An 18,685-nucleotide genomic window follows, 5' to 3' on the forward strand; every position below is an offset into this window, starting at 1 on the left:
GCGCTTCCCTTCGGTCTTGCGTTTCCGACTCTATCAGATCTTTCCGATCCGATTTCCTCGGTGCTTTCCAGGTTCCCGCTTTCGCGTTTCCCTTTCCGGCGGTTCCGACTCTATCAGATCCTTTCGGGCTCTGATTCCCCGTCAGAGGGGGTTGCCTTCCCGGCTGTTGGGCCGTTCCGACGTCTCAAACCTTAGCGGACCCTCTCGGCGATTCCCAATCGGGGTCGATCGGGGCGACGAGTGCCCATCGGAATTGAATTCGGGCGCACCGAAGTCATTCCCGCTGGGGATCGTGCTGGTGGTTTGATTGCCGCTGCTGCGGCGGGAGGTGCTACCGCAGAACCGTTACGGTCCCGTGGCAACCCGAAGAACCTTACGGATCTCACAAGAGGCTGTCAAGCATGGCTGTCAAGATCTTTAATCGAGGTCGCTGAGCCGGCCACCGGCGTCCGGCTGCGCGTGCTCCACCCGGCGCAGGAGTCGGGTGAGCACCTCGCCGAGCGCGCTGCGGTCGTCGGCGGAGAGGTCCTGGAGCAGGTCCTCCTCGAAGACCGTGGCGAGGCGCATGGCCGCCAGCCACTTCTCGCGTCCCTCCGCGGTGATCGCCACGATCACGCGGACCCGGTTGGTCTCGTCGCGCTCCCGGGTGACCAGACCCTCCGTGACCATGCGGTCGATGCGGTGGGTCATCGCGGCCGGCGTCAGGCCGAGGCGCTTGGCGAGGTCTCCGGGGCCGAGACGGTAGGGGGCGCCGGAGAGCACGAGGGCCTTCAGCACCTCCCAGTCCGTGTTGCTGATGCCCAGCTCGGCGGTCTGCCGGCCGTACGCGACGTTCATACGGCGGTTGAGGCGGGAGAGCGCCGAGACGATCTTCTCGACCTGGGGGTCGAGGTCCTGGAACTCGCGCTGGTAGGCGGCGATCTGCTCTTCGAGTGTCGGCTCGCCGGCGCCGGAGGTGTCGCCCATGGCCGCAGTATGGCACGCGGCTCCTTTGCCTTGAAGTCCTTCGCTATGTACTCTTTACCTTCGAACTTTAGCTTCTAAGTCTTCAGCTCTAACGGCTGAAGCGATCGATCCCGAGAGGTCAAGAGAGGGTGAACGTGACCAGGGCAATGGGCGCGGCGATGCGCCGGATCCACGTGGGCAACGCACTCAGCGCGTTCGGACTCGGCTTCACAGTCCCCTACCTGTACGTCTATGTGGCGCAGGTACGGGGACTGGGTTCTGTCACGGCGGGTCTCGTGCTCGCCGTCTTCGCCGTGGCCGCGCTGATCGTGCTGCCGTTCGCCGGACGGGCCATCGTCCGGCGCGGCCCGCTGCCGGTACTTCTGGTCGCCCTGGTCACCGCCGCGATCGGCGCGCTGAGCCTGGGGCTGTCGGCCTCGGCGGGCACGGTGCTGCTGTCCGCCGCCGCGCTGGGCGCGGGGCAGGCCGTGATGCAGCCGGCGCTCGCCACGATGATCGTGGACTGCTCCACGACGGAGACCCGGTCACGGGCGTTCGCGATGCAGTTCTTCCTGCAGAACCTGGGGCTCGGCGTCGGCGGGCTCATCGGTGGCCACCTGGTCGACACCACGAGCGCGTCGTCCTTCACGCTGCTGTTCGCCATCGAGGCGGCGATGTTCCTGGTGCTGGTCGCCGTCATGGCGACGGTGCGGGCGCCGCGCGCGCCGCGGATCGAGGAGGCGCCGGGACAGACCGGCGGCGGGAGCTGGAAGCAGCTGCTCGGCAACCGGGCCATGGTGCAGCTGTGCGTACTGGGCTTCGTGCTGTTCTTCGCCTGCTACGGGCAGTTCGAGTCGGGGCTGAGCGCGTACGGCGTCGAGGCGGCCGGGATCTCCACGTCCGCGCTGGGGACCGCGCTGGCGGCGAACACGCTGATGATCGTGATCGCGCAGTTCGCGGTGCTGAAGTTCGTGGAGCGGCGCAAGCGCTCGCGCGTGATCGCATCCGTGGGGCTGATCTGGGCCGTCGCATGGGCCGTGGCCGGATACGCCGGGCTCGGGCACGGCAGCCAGGCGATGGCGACGGCCGCGTTCATCTCGACGTACGCGCTGTTCGGGCTGGGTGAGGCGATGCTGTCGCCGACGCTGGCGCCGCTGGTGGCGGACCTGGCGCCGACCGGGCTCGCCGGGCAGTACAACTCCGCCTTCGCCCTGGTGAAGCAGCTCGCCCTGGCGATCGGTCCCGCGGTGGGCGGGCCGCTCGGGGCCTCGCTGCACGGGCCGTACATCGTGGCGTTCCTGTTGTTCTCGCTGGGCATCACGGTGCTGGCGGTGCGGCTGGGGCGGCAGCTCACGGACGTACAGAACCAGCCGTCGCTCGCGCGGAGCCGGGTGGTCACGCAGGGCGGGGCGCCGGCCGACGCGGTGGTGGCCGCGGAGGCGTGAGCGGGTCCGGGAGCCTTGCGTTCTCACCGCCTCCGCCGTCGGCTCACGGCTTCTGCAGGACGAACTCGCACCAGACCGCCTTGCCGCCGCCCGGAGTGCGCCGGGACCCCCAGTTGGAGGCGATCGTCGCGACGATGGCGATGCCCCGGCCGGACTCGTCGCCGGGCTCCGCGCGGCGGCGCCTGGGCAGGTGGTCGTCGCCGTCGGTCACCTCGATGATCAGGCGGCGGTCGGTGCGGCGCAGGCGCAGCCGCATAGGCGGGGTGCCGTGCTGGAGGGAGTTGGCGACCAGTTCGCTGGCGGCCAGGACGCCGAGGTCGTGCAGGTCGGTGGGGAAGCGCCAGCTGGTGAGGACGCCGGAGGCGAAGGCACGCGCGCGTGGTGCCGCTTCCACGCCGCCGAGCAGTTCCAGGGCGGCGTTGCGGAACAGCTCGGCCTCGGTGCCCTTGCGGGCGGGGTGCTGGAGGACGAGGACGGCGACGTCGTCGTCGTGCTCCGGGGTGACGCCCGCCGAACGGATCAGGCGGTCGCAGACGACCTGGGGCGTGCCGGTGGCGCCGGACAGGGCGCGCTCCAGGGCGGCGATGCCCTCGTCGAGGTCCTCATCGCGGCGTTCCACCAGGCCGTCTGTGTAGAGGACGGCCGTGGAGCCGGGGGGCAGGGCGATCGAGCCGGAGGCGTGGATCCAGCCGCCGGTGCCGAGCGGCGGGCCGGTGGGTTCGTCGGCGCGCTGTACGGTGCCGTCCTCGTCGCGGACCAGGATGGGCAGGTGGCCGGCGGACGCGTAGACCAGCCGGCCCTCGTTCGGGTCGTGGATGGCGTAGACGCAGGTGGCGATCTGGTTGGCGTCGATCTCGGCGGCGAGGCCGTCGAGGAGCTGGAGCACCTCGTGCGGGGGCAGGTCGAGGCGGGCGTAGGCCCTGACCGCCGTACGGAGCTGGCCCATGACGGCTGCCGCGCGGACGCCTCTGCCCATGACGTCGCCGATGACGAGGGCGGTGCGGCCGCCGCCGAGGGTGATCACGTCGTACCAGTCGCCGCCGACCGCTGCCTCGGTGCCGCCGGGGTGGTAGGTGGCGGCGACGCGCAGGTCGTCGGGCTCCTCCAGTTCCTGCGGGAGGAGTGAGCGCTGGAGGGTGACGGCGGTCTCGCGCTGGCTGCGTTCGCTCGCGCGCAGGCGGCCCGCGGCTTCGGCGTGGTCGGTGACGTCGGTGGCGAAGACGAGGACGCCCCGGCCGTCACGACCGCCTCGTCCGTCCTCGCTCCCGGTCCCGGTGACCGGGGTGCAGGTGAAGGTGTAGGAACGGCCGTCGGGGGCCTTGCGTGACTTGAGGGTGCGGGGCCGGCCGCTGCGCTGGACCTGGTCCAGGAGCGGGAAGAGGCCGGGCTCGTCCAGCTCGGGGAGGGCCTCGCGGGCGCGGGCGCCGAGGTCACGCGTGCCGAAGGCGGCGACGTAGGCGTCGTTGACGTAGGCGAGGCGGTGCTCGGGGCCGTGGACGAGGGCGACGAGGGCCGGGACGCGGTCGAGGACGTCGCGTACGGGCAGGTCGTCGACGTCGGGGGTGGGTGGGGCCTCGTCGGTCAGCTGTTCGGCGCGGGCGGCGGGTACGGAGCCGTCTCCCCGTCGGTCGGAGGCGACCGACGTGTCGGTCCGCGTCGCGGCGCGGCGCTGTGTTCCGGGGAGTCGGGCGCTCCAGCGCGTGAAGTTCACGAATCCTTGCCTCGTGTAGTTGTCGGCGGCCGGGGACCGGGACGGGCCGGGGCGGCCCGGGCCCCGGGGGCGGCGCTGGGGCGAGCGGTGGCGCGCCCGCGGTGGTGGACCAGTCTGGCAGGGTGCCCGCCCGGCCGACATCCGTCAGACGCCCCAGTGGCCGGGGGAGTTCCTGAGTCCGGTCAGGACTACCCCTTCGAGTTGTGCGGTGGCTCCTGAGAAGGCTTTCCACCGGCCGCGAGTTCGAACTCCGCCCGCGGATGTTCGAGTGATCCGAGAGAGACGATCTCCCGTTTGAAGAGTCCGGCGATCACCCATTCGGCCAGCACGCGCGCCTTGCGGTTGACGGTGGGGACCCGGCTCAGGTGGTAGGCGCGGTGCATGAACCACGCCGGATAGCCCTTGAGCTTGCGCCCGTAGACGTGCGCGACGCCCTTGTGGAAGCCGAGGGAGGCGACGGAGCCGGCGTATTTGTGCGCGTAGGTGTCGAGGGGCTCGCCGCGCAGGGCGTGGGTGACGTTGTCGCCGAGGACCCCGGCCTGGCGGACGGCGTGCTGGGCGTTGGGGGCGCAGTTGCGGCCGGGTTCGGCGGCGGTGACGTCGGGGACGGCGGCGGCGTCCCCGGCCGCCCACGCGTGCGGGGCGCCGTCGACCGACAGGTGGGCGGTGCAGGTGAGCCGGCCTCGGTCGTCGAGGGGGAGGTCGGTGGCGGCGAGGACCGGGTGCGGTTTGACGCCGGCGGTCCAGACGACCGTCCGGGTGGGGAAGCGGGAGCCGTCGCTGAGGACGGCGACGCGGTCGGCGCAGGACTCGAGGCGGGTGTCCAGGCGTACGTCGATGTTGCGGCGGCGCAGTTCGGTGACCGTGTAGCGGCCCAGCTCCTCGCCGACCTCGGGCAGGACGCGGCCCGAGGCCTCGACGAGGATCCACTTCATGTCCTCGGGGGTGACGTTGTGGTAGTACCGCGCGGCGTAGCGGGCCATGTCCTCCAGCTCGCCGAGGGCCTCCACGCCCGCGTAGCCGCCGCCGACGAAGACGAAGGTGAGGGCGGCGTCGCGGATGGCGGGGTCGCGGGTGGAGGAGGCGATGTCCAGCTGTTCGAGGACGTGGTTGCGCAGGCCGATGGCCTCTTCGACGGTCTTGAAGCCGACTCCGTGGTCGGCGAGGCCGGGGACGGGCAGGGTGCGCGAGACGGAGCCGGGCGCGAGGACGAGTTCGTCGTACGTCACCCGCCGGGCGCCGGTCCTCTCCTCGTCGGTGGCGAGGGTGGTGAGGGTGGCGGTGCGTGTCGTGTGGTCGATGGACCGGACCTCGCCGATGACGACCTCGCACTGGCCGAGGACGCGGCGCAGGGGTACGACGACGTGCCGCGGGGAGATGGAACCGGCCGCCGCTTCGGGGAGAAACGGCTGGTACGTCATGTAGGGGTCGGGGGTGACGACCATGATCTCGGCCTCGCCCCGCCGCAGTTCGCCCTTCAGATTCCGTTGCAGCCGCAGGGCCGTGTACATCCCGACGTAGCCACCACCGACAACGAGAATGCGCGCACGTTCCTTCACCACCCCATGACGCACCCGGCGCTTGCGTTTGTCCACAGGCTCGTCAAATTGTGTGACCGGAGATCGCGGGGGCGCGCAGGCGGGCGAACCACCGCGGCGAGATGTGATCGCGCAGGTCAGCGGGGGTGGGAGTGGGGGTCGGGAGCGGCACATTCGGGGCGTATGCGATCGGTGCTCCGATCGGGGGGCGCTCCGTGCGGAACGTGCCCCTTCTGAATTGACCCTCGCTCAACTATGTTCTTTCCGACGGAGTGTGAGGGATGTGCTCATGGGGTCCGCGACGGGCGGGCCACTGAACCGGGCCCGTTCCCAGCACTCCGGCTTTCGATGGCGGGGAGAGTCTCCGGGGGGAGACGTCATTACCGGGGGATTGTCTATGCATGTTCAGGATTCTCATTGGCCGTCCGCGTCGGCTGTCGCGCCCGGCGGCGCGATGAGTACGGCGGCGGGCGGTGCTCGCGGCGACGCGGCACGGAGCGCGCCCTTGCGCGTGGACGCCCAGCGCAATCTGGAGCACGTGCTGCGCGCGGCGCGCGAGGTGTTCGGCGAGCTGGGGTACGGCGCGCCGATGGAGGACGTGGCACGGCGCGCGCGGGTCGGTGTCGGCACGGTGTACCGGCGCTTTCCGAGCAAGGACGTGCTGGTACGCCGGATAGCCGAGGAGGAGACGGCACGGCTGACCGACCAGGCACGCGCGGCGCTCGGGCAGGAGGACGAGCCGTGGTCGGCACTGTCCCGTTTCCTGCGGACGTCGGTGGCCTCGGGCGCCGGCCGGCTGCTGCCGCCGCAGGTGTTGCGGGTCGGGGTGTCGGAGGACGGTGACGGCGGTGATGGCGCTGCCGGTGGTGCGGCGGCCGGTGATCCGCGGGTGCCGCAGCAGCGGATACAGCCGGGCACCGGCGAACTGCGGCTGGTGCCCGAGGAGACCGCCACGGCCGGAGCGCCGGCCGGCGGGGTGGGTTCCGTCGCTGACTCCGTCACTGACTCCGTGGCGGGCGACGAAGGCGCCGCGGCGCTGCTGGAGGTCGTGGGCCGGCTCGTGGAGCGGGCGCGGACGGCGGGTGAGCTGCGGCCGGACGTGTCGGTGTCGGACGTACTGCTGGTGATAGCCACGGCGGCGCCCTCGCTGCCGGACCCGGCCCAGCAGGCGGCGGCCTCGGCCCGGCTGCTGGACATCCTGCTGGAGGGGCTGCGGTCGCGGCCGGTGTGAGAGGGGCCGCCGAGAGACGGGCCGGTATGGGACTTCGGCACCGTCGGGTGGCCCGCTTTCTCCTTCCCCGAACGGCTGAGCGTCATTACCGCGGCACGGCAAGTCCCCACAGACGAGTGATGGTCGGCACAAGGGGGTCCTGAACAAAAGCCAATATGGCACGCTGACCCGGTGTTCGGACTGGCTGGGCAGGTTGGCGGGGGCTTTCCGCGATGAGCGTTGACGGGCGGGACGGGTCACTCGGTGACGGCGAGAACGGTCCCGGTGACGCCGGCTCCGGCGACATCCGGGCCGCTGACACCCCGGCCATGGACGCCCTGGTCGACGAGACCCGGGACGACGACGCGCCCCAGGTGCCGGGCCAGGGTGGGCCGGCCCCCGTCCGGCGGGACGGTCCCGCCGGGGACGGTGAGCGCGAGGCACCTGCCGGGGACGGGGGCCAGGTGGGGGTGGGGGCCGGGGTCCCGGCGCAGCGCGAGCGGCACGAGGACAGCGTTCTGCCGCCGCCCCGGGAGCTGGACGACGGTGGCATCCTGCCGCCGCCGCGCGAGCTTCCGGCGTCCGACGCGGAGTTGATCGAGCGCATGCGCTCGGGCGACGACACGGCCTACGAGGAGCTGTACCGGCGCCACGCGGACGCGGTACGCAGATACGCGCGCACCTGCTGCCGCGACGCCCACACCGCGGACGACCTCACCGCCGAGGTGTTCGCGCGCATGCTCCAGGCGGTGCGCGGCGGTTCGGGCCCCGAGCACGCCGTACGCGCCTACCTGCTCACCGCGGTCCGGCGCGTCGCCGCCGGCTGGACCAGGTCGGCCGGGCGGGAACAACTCGTCGAGGACTTCGCGGTGTTCGCCGCACAGGCCGCGCACACCGCGAAGGTGCCGGACGACGACACCCTGGAGCTGGGCGCCGACGTCCGCGCCATGCACGAGGCCGAGCAGTCGATGGCCATGCGGGCCTTCCGGTCGCTGCCGGAGCGGTGGCAGGCCGTGCTGTGGCACACCGAGGTCGAGGACGAGTCGCCGAGCGAGGTGGCCATGCTCTTCGGGCTGGACGCCAACGGCACCCGCGTCCTCGCCAGCCGCGCCCGTGAGGGGCTGAAGCAGGCCTACCTCCAGGCGCATGTCAGCGATGCCCTCGCCACCGACCAGGAGTGCGCCCGCTATGCCGACCAGCTCGGCACGTACGCGCGCGGCAGGCTGCGCATCCGGGCCGAGCGCGGCCTGCGCAAGCACCTGGAGGAGTGCGCCAGGTGCCGGCTGGCCGCGACCCAGATCGAGGAGGTCGCGAGCGGCATCCCCGCCGTGGTGCCCGTCGCGGTCATCGGCTGGTTCGGCGTCGCCGGGTACGCGAAGGCGGCGGGGCTCATCGCCGGGGGCGCGGGCGCCGGTGCGGCGGGAGCCGCGGGTGCGGCGGCCGCGGCGGGCGGCGGTACGTCCGGCGGAGCGGGCGCCGGGGGCGGTGCGGCGGCCTCCGAGGGGCTGGGCGCGCCGGTGAAGGCCGGTATCGCGGCCGGTGTGGTCGCGGTGGCCGCCGCGGCGGCGCTGGCCCTCGCCCTGATCGGCGACGACGCCCCGGCCAAGGAGCCGCCGAAGGCAGCCCCGCCCGCCTCCTCACCGGTGGCGCAGCCCGCCCCGGACACTCCCACGCCCTCGACGCGGCCGCCCCGTCCACCCGCACCGGTGGCAGCGCCCGAGCCGACCCCGACGCCCACCCCCATCCCCACCCCCACCCCGAAGCCGACCACGACTCCGAAGCGCACTCCCACGCCCACGCCCACCCCGAAGCCGACCCCGCCCCCCACTCCGACCCCTACCCCCACACCTCCCCCGCCGCCCCCGCCCGCCGTCTACCGGTGGAGCGAGCTGGCGTACGACGTGAGCGGTGACGGCACCGGGCCCGAGATGCGGCTGGCCGGGAGCAGCTGGGTGTGGCAGCGCTCGGCCCTGTCCATCGGCGGCGTGCGGTACGCGCACGGCGTCACCGTCAACGGACGTTCCTCGGTCACCATCGACCTCAACCGTGACTGCTCGTCCTACGACGCACTGGCCGGCGTCGACGACCTGACGATGAAGCTGGGCAAGGTCCACTTCTCGGTGTACGCCGACGGCGTCCGGCTGTGGAACTCGGGGATGGTCAAGGGCGGCGACCCGGCGGTACCCGTCCATGTGGACATCTCGGGGCGCGAGAGCCTGCGACTGGTGACCGAGCCGCACAGCCCCTTCGACTCGGTGGCGCTCGCGGACTGGGCCCAGTCCCGCTTCACCTGCGCGTAGGGGCCCGCGGGACCGGCTCCCCCACCGCCACCTCCAGCTCCCCGATGACGTCCTGCGACGTAAGGACGGCGCCCTCGGCCAGTTCGACGGCGTACCGCTCACCGCCGAGGGCACCACGGGCGGCGGCCTCGGCCCGTTCGGCGTGCGCGCGGTCGGGCATGGGGCGAGGACGGTCGCCCCGCCAGTGGCCGGCCGCGCCGAGCAGCCGCACCGCGCGGGCGTGGTCGCCGAGGTCGCTCAGCAGACCGGCCGCGCTGTCCACGAGGGTCGCGAGGACCAGGTCGGCGCACCGCTCCTCGACGGCCGCCCGGATGGTGCCCGCCAGCAGCGGCAAGGCCTTCCGCGGGCCCGACTCGCCCGCCGTGACGAGCGCGTCCACGAGCCCCAGCATCGCCAGGAACTGCGGCGGAGGCGTGCCGCGCAGGCACTCCTCGTGGGCCGCCTCCCACAGGACGCGCGCCCGTGCGAAGTCCTCCTCCACCACCGCGAGCCCGGCCCGCAGCATCAGGACGAAGGCCTTGGAGTCCACCACGCCGTACCGGTCCGCCGCGGCGCCGGCCTCGTCGAGTACGCCGAGTGCCGTGCCGTGATCCCCCTCGCGGTAGGCGATCTCGGCGAGCCGGGCGATGAGGAACGGCGCCTCCGCGAAGGCGCCCACCTCCTCGGCGAGCCGCAGGGCCTCCTCATACTCGGCCCTGGCCTCCTCGTAGCGGCCGCGCACCATGGCGGCCTCGCCGAAGGCGCTGCACACCTGGGCCTCCACCAGGCGGTCGCCGACGCGGCGGCTGAGCACGCGCATTTCCGCCAGGTCGTCGTCGATTCCGGCCGGGGTGCCCGAGAGGTCGACCACCGCGTGGGTGCGGAACATGAGGCTCGCGGCGATCTCCCACTCGCCCCCGTACGCACGGCAATTGGCGACGGAGGCGTCCATGGAACCCCGGACGTCGCCCGAGTCGCTGACGAAGAACTCGGTCAGCGGCCAGATGAGGCCGGGGACCCGAGCCGCTTCGGGGCCGCCCGCGGCGAAGTGGTCCCGCACCCGCCGGACGTACCGCCGCATGCGCTCGTCCAGCAGCCCCTCCCTCGGCGCGGTCTCGAAGGTGAGGAGGATGTGCATCATCCGCACCTGCATGCGCAGGGAGTGCAGCGGGTGGGGAGGGTCGTCCTCCCGGACGGCGAGGAGCGCGTCGACGGGATCGGCGGCGGACGTACGGCGGGCGAGGACGTCAGCCACCGGCGCCTGAGCGCCGGGCGCGTCGAGAGCGGCGCCGAGGCGCAGCACCCGGTCCAGCCATCTGACGCCTTCGTGGCGGTAGTTGCGCAGCCACCAGAACCAGCCCATGGCGAGTGCGAGGGCGGCGGCCTCCGGCTCGTCGCCCGCGGTGAGGGCGCGGTCGAGGGCCGCGCGTACGTTGTCGTGCTCGGTCTCCAGGCGGGTGATGTAGGGCAGTTGCCCGGCCGAGCGCAGCTGCGGGTCGGCCTCCTCGGCCAGGGCGCGCGCCCATGTGCGGTGGGCCCGCTCGGCGGCGGCGCGCAATCCGGGGACCTCGGCGGCGCGTTCGTCGGCGTACTCGTGGATGGTCTCCAGCATGCGGTAGCGCATGCCGGAGCCCTCGGTGCCGGGGTCGGCGACGACCAGGGACTTGTCGACGAGGGCCCCGACGAGCTCCGCCGCGGGCCCGGTGCCCACGGCCTCCGCGGCCGCCAGGTCCCAGCCGCCCGCGAAGACGGACAGCTCGCGCAGCATCGTGCGTTCCGCCTCGTCGAGGAGGTCCCAGGACCAGTCGACGACCGCGCGCAGCGTCTGCTGGCGGGGCAGGACGGTGCGGCTGCCGGAGGTCAGCAGGCGGAAGCGGTCGTCGAGCCGGTCGGCGATCTCCCGCGGGGTGAGCAGCCGCAGCCGGGCGGCCGCCAGCTCGATGGCGAGGGGCAGTCCGTCGAGGCGCCGGCAGATCTCGGCGACCGCCTCCGCGTCGCGCAACACGGCATCGGCGTCGGGACGCACGGCGCTCGCGCGCGCGGTGAAGAGGCGATGCGCCTGGTCGGGAGCGAGCGGCTCGACCGGGCGCACCGATTCACCGGGCACGCCCAGCGGTTCACGGCTGGTGGCGAGGATGGTCAGGCCCGGGCAGCGGGTCAGCAGGGTCTCGGCGAGCCGGGCCGCCGCACCGATGACGTGTTCGCAGTTGTCGAGGACCAGGAGTTGGCTGCGCGGAGCGCAGTACTCGACGAGCAGGGCGACGGGGTCGTCCTGGACGGCCGGCCGGTCGCCGGTCAACAGCACGGTCTCGCGCAGCCCGAGGGCGTTGACGACCGCGCCCGGCACCGCCTCCGGCCGGTCGAGCGGGGCGAGTTCGACCAGCCACGCCTGATCGAGCCCGGCGGCGGCCTCCTCGGCGAGGCGGGTCTTTCCGGATCCGCCCGGTCCGGTGAGGGTGACGAGGCGGGCCCCGTGGAGTTCGGAACGGATGGCGTCGAGCTCGAGCTCCCGCCCCACGAAGGCGGTGAGCCGAGGCCTGATGTTGCCCCTACGGCCGTCGGGAGCCCGCTCGGGTTCGGGAGCGGGCCGCCCCGCTCCCCGGCCGCCGAGCAGTTCGGCGTGCAGGGCGCGCAGGCGGGGGCCGGGTTCGGTGCCGAGGCCTTCGGCGAGGGTGCGGCGGACGCCCGCGTAGGCGGCCAGCGCGTCGGCGTCGCGGCCGGTGGCGCGCAGGGCGCTGATGAGGAGGGCGTGCAGCGGTTCGTCGTACGGGTGCGAGGTGGTCAGTTCGCGCAGCCGCGGTACGGCGTCGTGGGCGTCGCCGAGGCGCAGCCCGGCCTCGATGCGGGCGCGGGTCGCCTCCAGGTGCAGGGCCGCGGGGCCGGCGGCGTGGCCGGGCAGGTCGGCCAGGGCGGGGCCGCGCCAGAGGTCGAGTGCCTCGTCGAGGTGCCGGGCGGCGGTCGCGGCGTCGCCGTGTCCGAGGGCGGCGGTCCCTTGCCGTACGAGGCGCTCGAAGACGAACAGGTCCACGTCGTCGCGGGTCGCCGCGAGCCGGTAACCGCCGGGAGCCGAGACGACGGCTTCCTTGCCGACGGTACGGCGGAGGCGGCCGACGAGGGCTTGGAGGGCGGCGGGGGCGTCCTGCGGGGGATCGTCCCCCGCCCACACCTCGTCGATCAGGGTGGCGGGCGGGACGACGTCACCGGGACGCAGGGCGAGGGCGGTGAGCAGCGCGCGCAGGCGGGGGCCGCCGGGGCTTGCGACGGTGCCGTGGTCCTCCGTCTGGGTGACGCCCAGAATTCTGTACCGCACGGGGTCATTGTCGCCGCAGTGGGGTGACGCGGGCACCTGACGTTGTCCGGTGGCCCGGCGTGGGGCGGTCAGTGGTCCGGCGTTGCCCTGGCGCCCGGCGGGGGTACGGGCGCGGGGTCGGTCGCGCGGGCCGGTGCATGCCGGGTGCCCGGCGGGGGTGCGGGCGCGGGGCGGGTCGCGCGGGCCGGCGCTTGCCGGGTGCCGCTGCGCCCACCCTCCCCCACTCTCGGCTTCGCTCGAGCGGGGGGACCCCCATCGCCCCAGCGGCACGACTGCCCGCAGCGACGGCGGCCAGGCGGCTGCCCGCAGCTACGGCGGGGAGCCGCGTACGGCGGGACGGGGCAGCGACGGTGGGCGGCGGGGAGCCGCGTACGGCGAGAAGGGGACGTGTCGGGGGGTGTCCGCCCGCAGCGGTTGGCGCGTCAACGCCCCGCGCCTCTGTAACTGACCGATTCCGCGCCGTTCCGAGGACGGACACCCCCCGACGCGGCCCCGACCCACCCACAACGCACCGCGCTACGCGCACCCCACCGAACCCGCACAGGCCGCCGCAGGCACCCCGCACCCCCACCACCGCCGGAGGCAGAGGCACCGCTCCGCCCCACCGCCCTCAGACCCGCCGCACAACCGCCCCCGTCCCGCCCAGCGCCCCCCGCTGCGGCGCGATGCCCGCGGGTACCGCGCGTTGGCGGGCCGGGGTGCCGGTCCAGCAGGTGCCGCGGCGGGCGAGGAGGCGGCCGAGCCACAGCTCCAGCGAGACGAGGTCGGCCAGCCCGTCCAACGGCAACGGCTCGCCCGCGGCCGCCGCGCGCACCGCCTTGCGCACGACCCGCGCCTCCACGAGCCCCGCCTCCGCGAGCAGCGGCCTGTCGAAGAGTCCCAGCAGGGAGTCCGCGGCGACCCGCAGCCCCGTCCGCGAGGCGGAGGCCGCCAACGCCTGGGTGGGCGCCCCCCACCCGGGCGGCAGATCGCTCACCCCCGCCCCCTCCAGCACGGTCCGCAGGATCGCCGCCCGCGCCCCCGGCCGCACCCGCAGCGCCTCCGGCAGGGCACGGCAGGCGCGGACGACCTGGTTGTCGAGGAACGGCGTGTGCAACCGCTGGAAGCGGATCTCCGCGGCCTGCTCCAGCACCCGCACATCCGCCGCCTGCCGCGCCAGCGCCGCACGCGCCCGGAAGTCCCCCGGACGCTGCCCGGGGCCCACCCCCGACCGCTGCGAGGACGTCTGCAGGCGAACCGATACTTCAGCCAGCGCCTCTCCGGTCAGCCACCGCGCCGCCGGCCCCGGCCCGGCCCAGGTCAGCGCGGCCAAAGACGCGTCCATCGCCCCGTCCCCCGGCGTGTCGAACCGTCTGCGCAGCAACCGCTCGGCGAGCACCTCGAGGCCGCTCCGGTACGGGGTGCGCGCCAGCCGCCGCGCCGCCGCGTACACGCGCGCGGGGACCAGTACCGACCCGTCGGCCTTGGCGAGCGCGGCGACCGGCCGGACCAGGTGGCGCCGCTGGCGGTCCATGAGCAGGTCGGCCAGCCGCGCCGGATGGGCGTCGAGCACCTGCCGCGCCCCGTACCCGGTGAAGTGGTCCGCGCTGCCCGCGCCCAGCCGCGCCCGGTGCCGTGCCGCGGCGACCAGGAAGGAGCCCGGTTCGTCGGTCAGCGGCCCGTCCAGCGCGGCGTACGGCAGCATGTCCTCGCCGCCGGTGACCACCACGTGGTGCAGCCGCGGGTTGGCCGCCAGCGCGCCCGCCCGTGCCAGCTCGGGTTCCTGCCCGCCGACGGCGAGGTCGTTGAAGGTGACGGCCAGCAGCCGCTCCCCCGCCCCGGTGCCGTGTCCCAGCACAGTCCCCGGCATCCCCGGCAGCCCCGCCGCCAGCAGCGCCAGCGTGCCCGAGGCCGGCCCGCCCGACAGGTCGGCCCCGATCCCCGGCACCGGCATGCCACGCGCCGCACGCCGTTCCGCGGGCCCCATGCCCGGGACGGGCCCGGGGTCGATGCCGTCGCCGGGAACGTGCCGGGGCGCGGCGAGCCGGGTGCGCACCGCCTCCACCAGGGCGTCCCGCACGCCGTCCACCGCACGGTCGGGGTCGGCGGCGGGCGCCGCGACGGCGAGCGAGGCCACCGGCTCGTACCCGGCGATCTCGCGCGCCCCGGCGCGCAGGATCAGCGCGTGCCCCGGCGGAACGCGCTTCACGCCGTCGTACGGGGTGGAGTCGTCCAGCGCGGCCGGCACGTCGGGCGTGGCGAGCAGCGCGGCGAGGTGACCGAAGTCGAGGTTGGCCTCGACGAGGTCGGCCAGCGGCAGCGCGGCGGTCGCGTAGGCGGTGCCGCCCGCCCAGGGGGTGTGGAACACCGGCCGCGCGCCCGCGAGGTCGCCGCAGACGGTGATCCGCCGCCCCACCTGGACGACGGCCGTGTAGCTGCCGGGCCACGCCGTCAGATGCCGAAGTGCGCCCCCGCGCGCGGCGAACAGCGCGACCCGCAGCTGCTCGTCGCTCGCGCCGCAGATGCCGAGGACGGCGATCCGGGTCTGCGCATCGGCGGTGACGACGCGCACCTCGTCGGGGCGCCAGTCGCCGACCGCCCACAGGGGATCGGGGTCGCCCCACAACGGCTGGGCGCCCACGGGCTGCACGGTCTCGCCGTCGTAGCCGGTGGCCCCCGCGGAGCCCCCCGCTCCGGCGATCCCCGCTGCCCCCACGGCGGCGCTGCTCCACCCCACCAACCACCGCATCGACGCCTCCACAGGCTGGGGACAACCAGTGCACCGTACGAACTGGTTCCCCATGCTGCCATGAAGGGCGCGCCACAGAGCGTCGGCGGAGCCGCGTGTGCTCCCTGAGTGCGCCCTCGCGGAGACTCACGCGAGAACGCCGACTCGCTCCCGGCCGCCTCCCGGACACCGCACCGAAGACGCGAGAACGACACGACCACGCCACAACCACGACGTGAAGACGACGCGAATGCGCCCCCGAAACGCGCCCTTTGGCTCCCCAACGCGCCCTCAACTCCCGTGGTGAGGGCGGTAGTACTCCAAAATCACCAGCGGTGATTTTCAGCCAAATCGGCGTTACGCGGCCACACTCGAACACGCTCCGTACAAACTCTGCGCACCGCCCGGCGACACGCCGGCGGCGCGCAGCCCGGGGGACGGGACTCGCCCCCCGGACCGGTCCGCCGCCCGCGGGGATGTAGGCGGCGGAGTCCCCCAGCCCACTGGATCCAGTACAGCGGGCCGACCCACGCACCGCCCATGGAATCGCTCCCGCCGTGGCCGGAGAAGAGCGCACGGACGGGCGCACGGCCACACATCGGGAGCACGTGGCAACAGACCGTACATACACCGCACTTGAGTACGGACCACAATCCCGCCATCCGGAAGAATGCCTCTTAACGCATGGGATGCGGCGAACTACGCTGGGTTTACGAATGCCGCGTGGTTATGCCAGCGCGGCAGCCGTCTGTGTCGAGGGGTGGCGCATGTCCAGGGAGCAACGCGGGCCGAACGAAAAGCTCGGCGCCGTTCTCGCCCTCGCGGGAATCAGCAACGCAGGTCTCGCCCGGCGCGTCAACGACCTCGGCGCCCAACGCGGGTTGACGCTTCGCTACGACAAGACGTCGGTGGCGCGCTGGGTGTCGAAGGGCATGGTGCCGCAGGGTGCGGCGCCGCACCTCATCGCCGCCGCCATCGGCCAGAAGCTCGGCCGTCCGGTGCCGCTCCACGAGATCGGCCTGGCGGACGCGGACCCCGCCCCCGAAGTGGGCCTCGCCTTCCCGAGGGACGTCGGCCAGGCGGTCAGATCGGCCACCGAGCTGTACCGTCTCGACCTCGCCGGCCGCCGGGCCGGCGGCGGCATCTGGCAGTCGCTCGCCGGATCGTTCGCGGTGAGCGCATATGCAACGCCCGCCTCGCGATGGCTGATAACCCCGGCCGACAGCTCGGTGGCGCGCGAGGTGAGCCCGGCCGAGGGCTCCGGCGCACCGCTCAAAGTCGGCCACAGTGATGTGCAGAAGCTGCGCGAGGCCGCCGAGGACGCCCGCCGCTGGGACTCCAAGTACGGCGGCGGCGACTGGCGTTCGTCGATGGTCCCCGAGTGCTTACGCGTCGAGGCGGCACCGCTGCTCCTCGGCTCCTACTCCGACGAGGTCGGCCGCGCGCTGTTCGGCGCCTCGGCCGAACTGACCCGCCTGGCCGGCTGGATGGCCTTCGACACCGGCCAGCAGGAGGCCGCCCAGCGGTACTACATCCAGGCCCTGCGCCTGGCCCGCGCCGCGGCCGACGTGCCGCTCGGCGGCTACGTCCTCGCCTCCATGTCCCTCCAGGCGACCTACCGCGGCTTCGGCGACGAGGGCGTCGACCTCGCCCAGGCCGCCCTGGAGCGCAACCGGGGCCTGGCCACGGCTCGCACCATGAGCTTCTTCCGCCTGGTGGAGGCCCGCGCCCACGCGCGCGCGAACGACGCGGTGGCGGCCGGCGCCGCCCTGAAGGCCGCCGAGAGCTGGCTGGAGCGCGCCCGCCCCGGCGACAGCGACCCGTCGTGGCTGGGTTTCTACTCCTACGACCGGTTCGCCGCCGACGCGGCCGAGTGCTACCGCGACCTGAAGGCACCACGCCAGGTCCGCCGCTTCACCGAGCAGGCGCTGTCGAAACCGACGGAGGAGTTCGTACGCTCGCACGGCCTCAGACTCGTCGTCTCGGCGGTGGCCGAGCTGGAGTCGGGCAATCTGGACGCGGCCTGCGAGCAGGGCGTGCGGGCGGTCGAGGTGGCCGGCCGCATCTCCTCGGCCCGCACCACCGAGTACGTGAAGGACCTCCTGCACCGCCTGGAGCCGTACGGCGACGAGCCGCGCGTGGTGGAGCTGCGCGAGCGCGCCCGCCCCCTGCTGGTGACTCCCGCCTGACCGGACCACCGCACACTCCCTGGCGCCCCCTGACGGGTTTGAGGGCGTTGTCAGTGGCGCAGTGCAGTATCGAAGCCGGGAGACGGAGCGGGAGGTGGGCCGGGACATGGACCGGGAGGCGGCGCGGGTGCGGGCCGGGACCGTTCGGAGCATCGCGTACGACTGTGACGTGCTGGTGATCGGCGGCGGGATCGTCGGCCTGTCGACCGCGTACGCGATCACGCGCGCCGCACCGGGCACCCGCGTCACGGTCCTGGAGAAGGAGCCGGGCCCCGCCCGCCACCAGACGGGCCGCAACAGCGGCGTCATCCACAGCGGTGTCTACTACCGCCCGGGTTCGCTGAAGGCGCGCTACGCGGTCCGGGGTGCCGCCGAGATGGTGAAGTTCTGCGCCGAGTACGGCATCGCCCACGCCGTCACCGGCAAGCTGATCGTCGCCACCGACCGCGCCGAGCTGCCCCGCCTGCACGCCCTGGTGCAGCGCGGCCGGGAGAACGGCATACCGGTGCGCGAGCTGGGCGGCGGCCAGATCCAGGAGTACGAGCCCGAGGTGCGCGGCCTGGCCGCCATACACGTCGGCTCCACCGGCGTCTGCGACTACGGCGCCGTGGCCCGGCAGCTCGCCCGCGCGTCGGGAGCGGAGATCCGCTACGGCGCCGAGGTGCACCACGTCGACCGGCGCCCCGGTCTCGGGGTCGCCGTCCGCACCCGCGCCGGGGACGTGCTCCGCGCCCGGGTCATGGTCAACTGCGGCGGACTGCACTGCGACGAGATCGCCCGGCTGACCGGGGACGACCCCGGCATGCGGATCGTGCCCTTCCGGGGCGAGTACTACGAGCTGGCCCGGCCCGAGCTGGTGCGGGGACTGGTGTATCCGGTGCCGGACCCGGCGTTCCCGTTCCTCGGCGTGCATCTGACCCGTGGGATCGACGGGGGCGTGCACGTCGGACCGAACGCGGTACCGGCGCTGGCCCGCGAGGGGTACGGCTGGGGCGTGGTGCGCCCCCGCGAGCTGGGCGCCACCCTGGCCTGGCCGGGTTCGTGGCACATAGCCCGGCGGCACTGGCGATACGGGGCGGGCGAGCTGCGCCGGTCCCTGTCCAGGAGTGCCTTCACGGCGGCGGTCCGCAGACTGCTGCCGGCGGTGACGGAAGGCGACCTGGTCGCCGCGCCGGCCGGGGTGCGGGCACAGGCGGTGCTGGCGGACGGCACGCTGGTGGACGACTTCCTGATCAAGGAGGGTGCCCACGCGGTGCACGTCCTGAACGCGCCGTCGCCCGCGGCGACCGCGTCCCTGCCCATCGGCCGGGAGGTGGGGCGCAGGGCGCTGGCGATGCTGGAGGCGGGTTAG

Annotated in this window: 10 protein-coding genes; 5 read left to right on the forward strand and 5 right to left on the reverse strand. The window is 74.0% G+C overall.

What is annotated here, in order from left to right:
- Positions 1 to 417 precede the first annotated feature (417 nt).
- A complete protein-coding gene (locus ABS735_RS36240; RefSeq protein ID WP_373904519.1) occupies positions 418 to 966 on the reverse strand; it encodes a MarR family winged helix-turn-helix transcriptional regulator in 549 nt (182 codons plus the stop codon).
- Positions 967 to 1,112: 146 nt separating this feature from the next.
- Between ABS735_RS36240 and ABS735_RS36245 the strand changes: the two genes are divergently transcribed.
- On the forward strand, positions 1,113 to 2,390 hold the full coding sequence (locus ABS735_RS36245) for an MDR family MFS transporter (RefSeq protein WP_373905135.1): 1,278 nt from the start codon (positions 1,113 to 1,115) through the stop codon (positions 2,388 to 2,390).
- Between the two features lie 43 nt (positions 2,391 to 2,433).
- Here the strand turns inward: ABS735_RS36245 and ABS735_RS36250 are convergent, their stop codons facing one another.
- Both ABS735_RS36250 and ABS735_RS36255 read right to left on the reverse strand, forming a co-directional pair.
- Positions 2,434 to 4,101, reverse strand: a complete 1,668-nt coding sequence (locus ABS735_RS36250; protein WP_373904520.1) for an ATP-binding SpoIIE family protein phosphatase — start codon at positions 4,099 to 4,101, stop codon at positions 2,434 to 2,436.
- 188 nt (positions 4,102 to 4,289) lie between these two features.
- Positions 4,290 to 5,663 (reverse strand): NAD(P)/FAD-dependent oxidoreductase, encoded by a 1,374-nt coding sequence (locus tag ABS735_RS36255; RefSeq protein ID WP_373905136.1) that lies wholly within the window; start codon positions 5,661 to 5,663, stop codon positions 4,290 to 4,292.
- A 373-nt stretch (positions 5,664 to 6,036) separates the two neighbouring features.
- On the opposite strand from ABS735_RS36255, the gene ABS735_RS36260 reads away from it, so the two are divergent.
- On the forward strand, positions 6,037 to 6,870 hold the full coding sequence (locus ABS735_RS36260) for a TetR/AcrR family transcriptional regulator (RefSeq protein ID WP_373904521.1): 834 nt from the start codon (positions 6,037 to 6,039) through the stop codon (positions 6,868 to 6,870).
- A gap of 212 nt (positions 6,871 to 7,082) precedes the next feature.
- The gene (locus ABS735_RS36265) at positions 7,083 to 9,149 is read left to right on the forward strand and encodes a sigma-70 family RNA polymerase sigma factor (RefSeq protein ID WP_373904522.1); all 2,067 of its coding nucleotides are present in this window, start codon (positions 7,083 to 7,085) and stop codon (positions 9,147 to 9,149) included.
- Here ABS735_RS36265 and ABS735_RS36270 read toward each other — a convergent pair.
- Together ABS735_RS36270 and ABS735_RS36275 are read right to left on the reverse strand one after the other, a co-directional pair.
- Positions 9,136 to 12,438, reverse strand: coding sequence for an ATP-binding protein (locus ABS735_RS36270; RefSeq protein WP_373904523.1), 3,303 nt, complete (start codon positions 12,436 to 12,438; stop codon positions 9,136 to 9,138). The two genes, ABS735_RS36265 and ABS735_RS36270, sit on opposite strands and share 14 nt — an antisense overlap.
- 610 nt (positions 12,439 to 13,048) lie before the next feature.
- Positions 13,049 to 15,166: an asparagine synthase-related protein gene (locus ABS735_RS36275; RefSeq protein WP_373904524.1), complete on the reverse strand. Its 2,118-nt coding sequence runs from the start codon at positions 15,164 to 15,166 to the stop codon at positions 13,049 to 13,051.
- A gap of 746 nt (positions 15,167 to 15,912) precedes the next feature.
- Here ABS735_RS36275 and ABS735_RS36280 point away from each other — a divergent pair.
- Together ABS735_RS36280 and lhgO are read left to right on the forward strand one after the other, a co-directional pair.
- Complete coding sequence (locus tag ABS735_RS36280; protein ID WP_373904525.1) at positions 15,913 to 17,334, forward strand: NsdA family TPR-like regulatory protein; 1,422 nt, start codon at positions 15,913 to 15,915, stop codon at positions 17,332 to 17,334.
- A gap of 106 nt (positions 17,335 to 17,440) precedes the next feature.
- The gene (lhgO, locus tag ABS735_RS36285) at positions 17,441 to 18,685 is read left to right on the forward strand and encodes an L-2-hydroxyglutarate oxidase (RefSeq protein ID WP_373905137.1); all 1,245 of its coding nucleotides are present in this window, start codon (positions 17,441 to 17,443) and stop codon (positions 18,683 to 18,685) included.

Source organism: Streptomyces sp. MMCC 100 (assembly GCF_041538145.2).
Classification (GTDB): Bacteria; Actinomycetota; Actinomycetes; order Streptomycetales; family Streptomycetaceae; genus Streptomyces.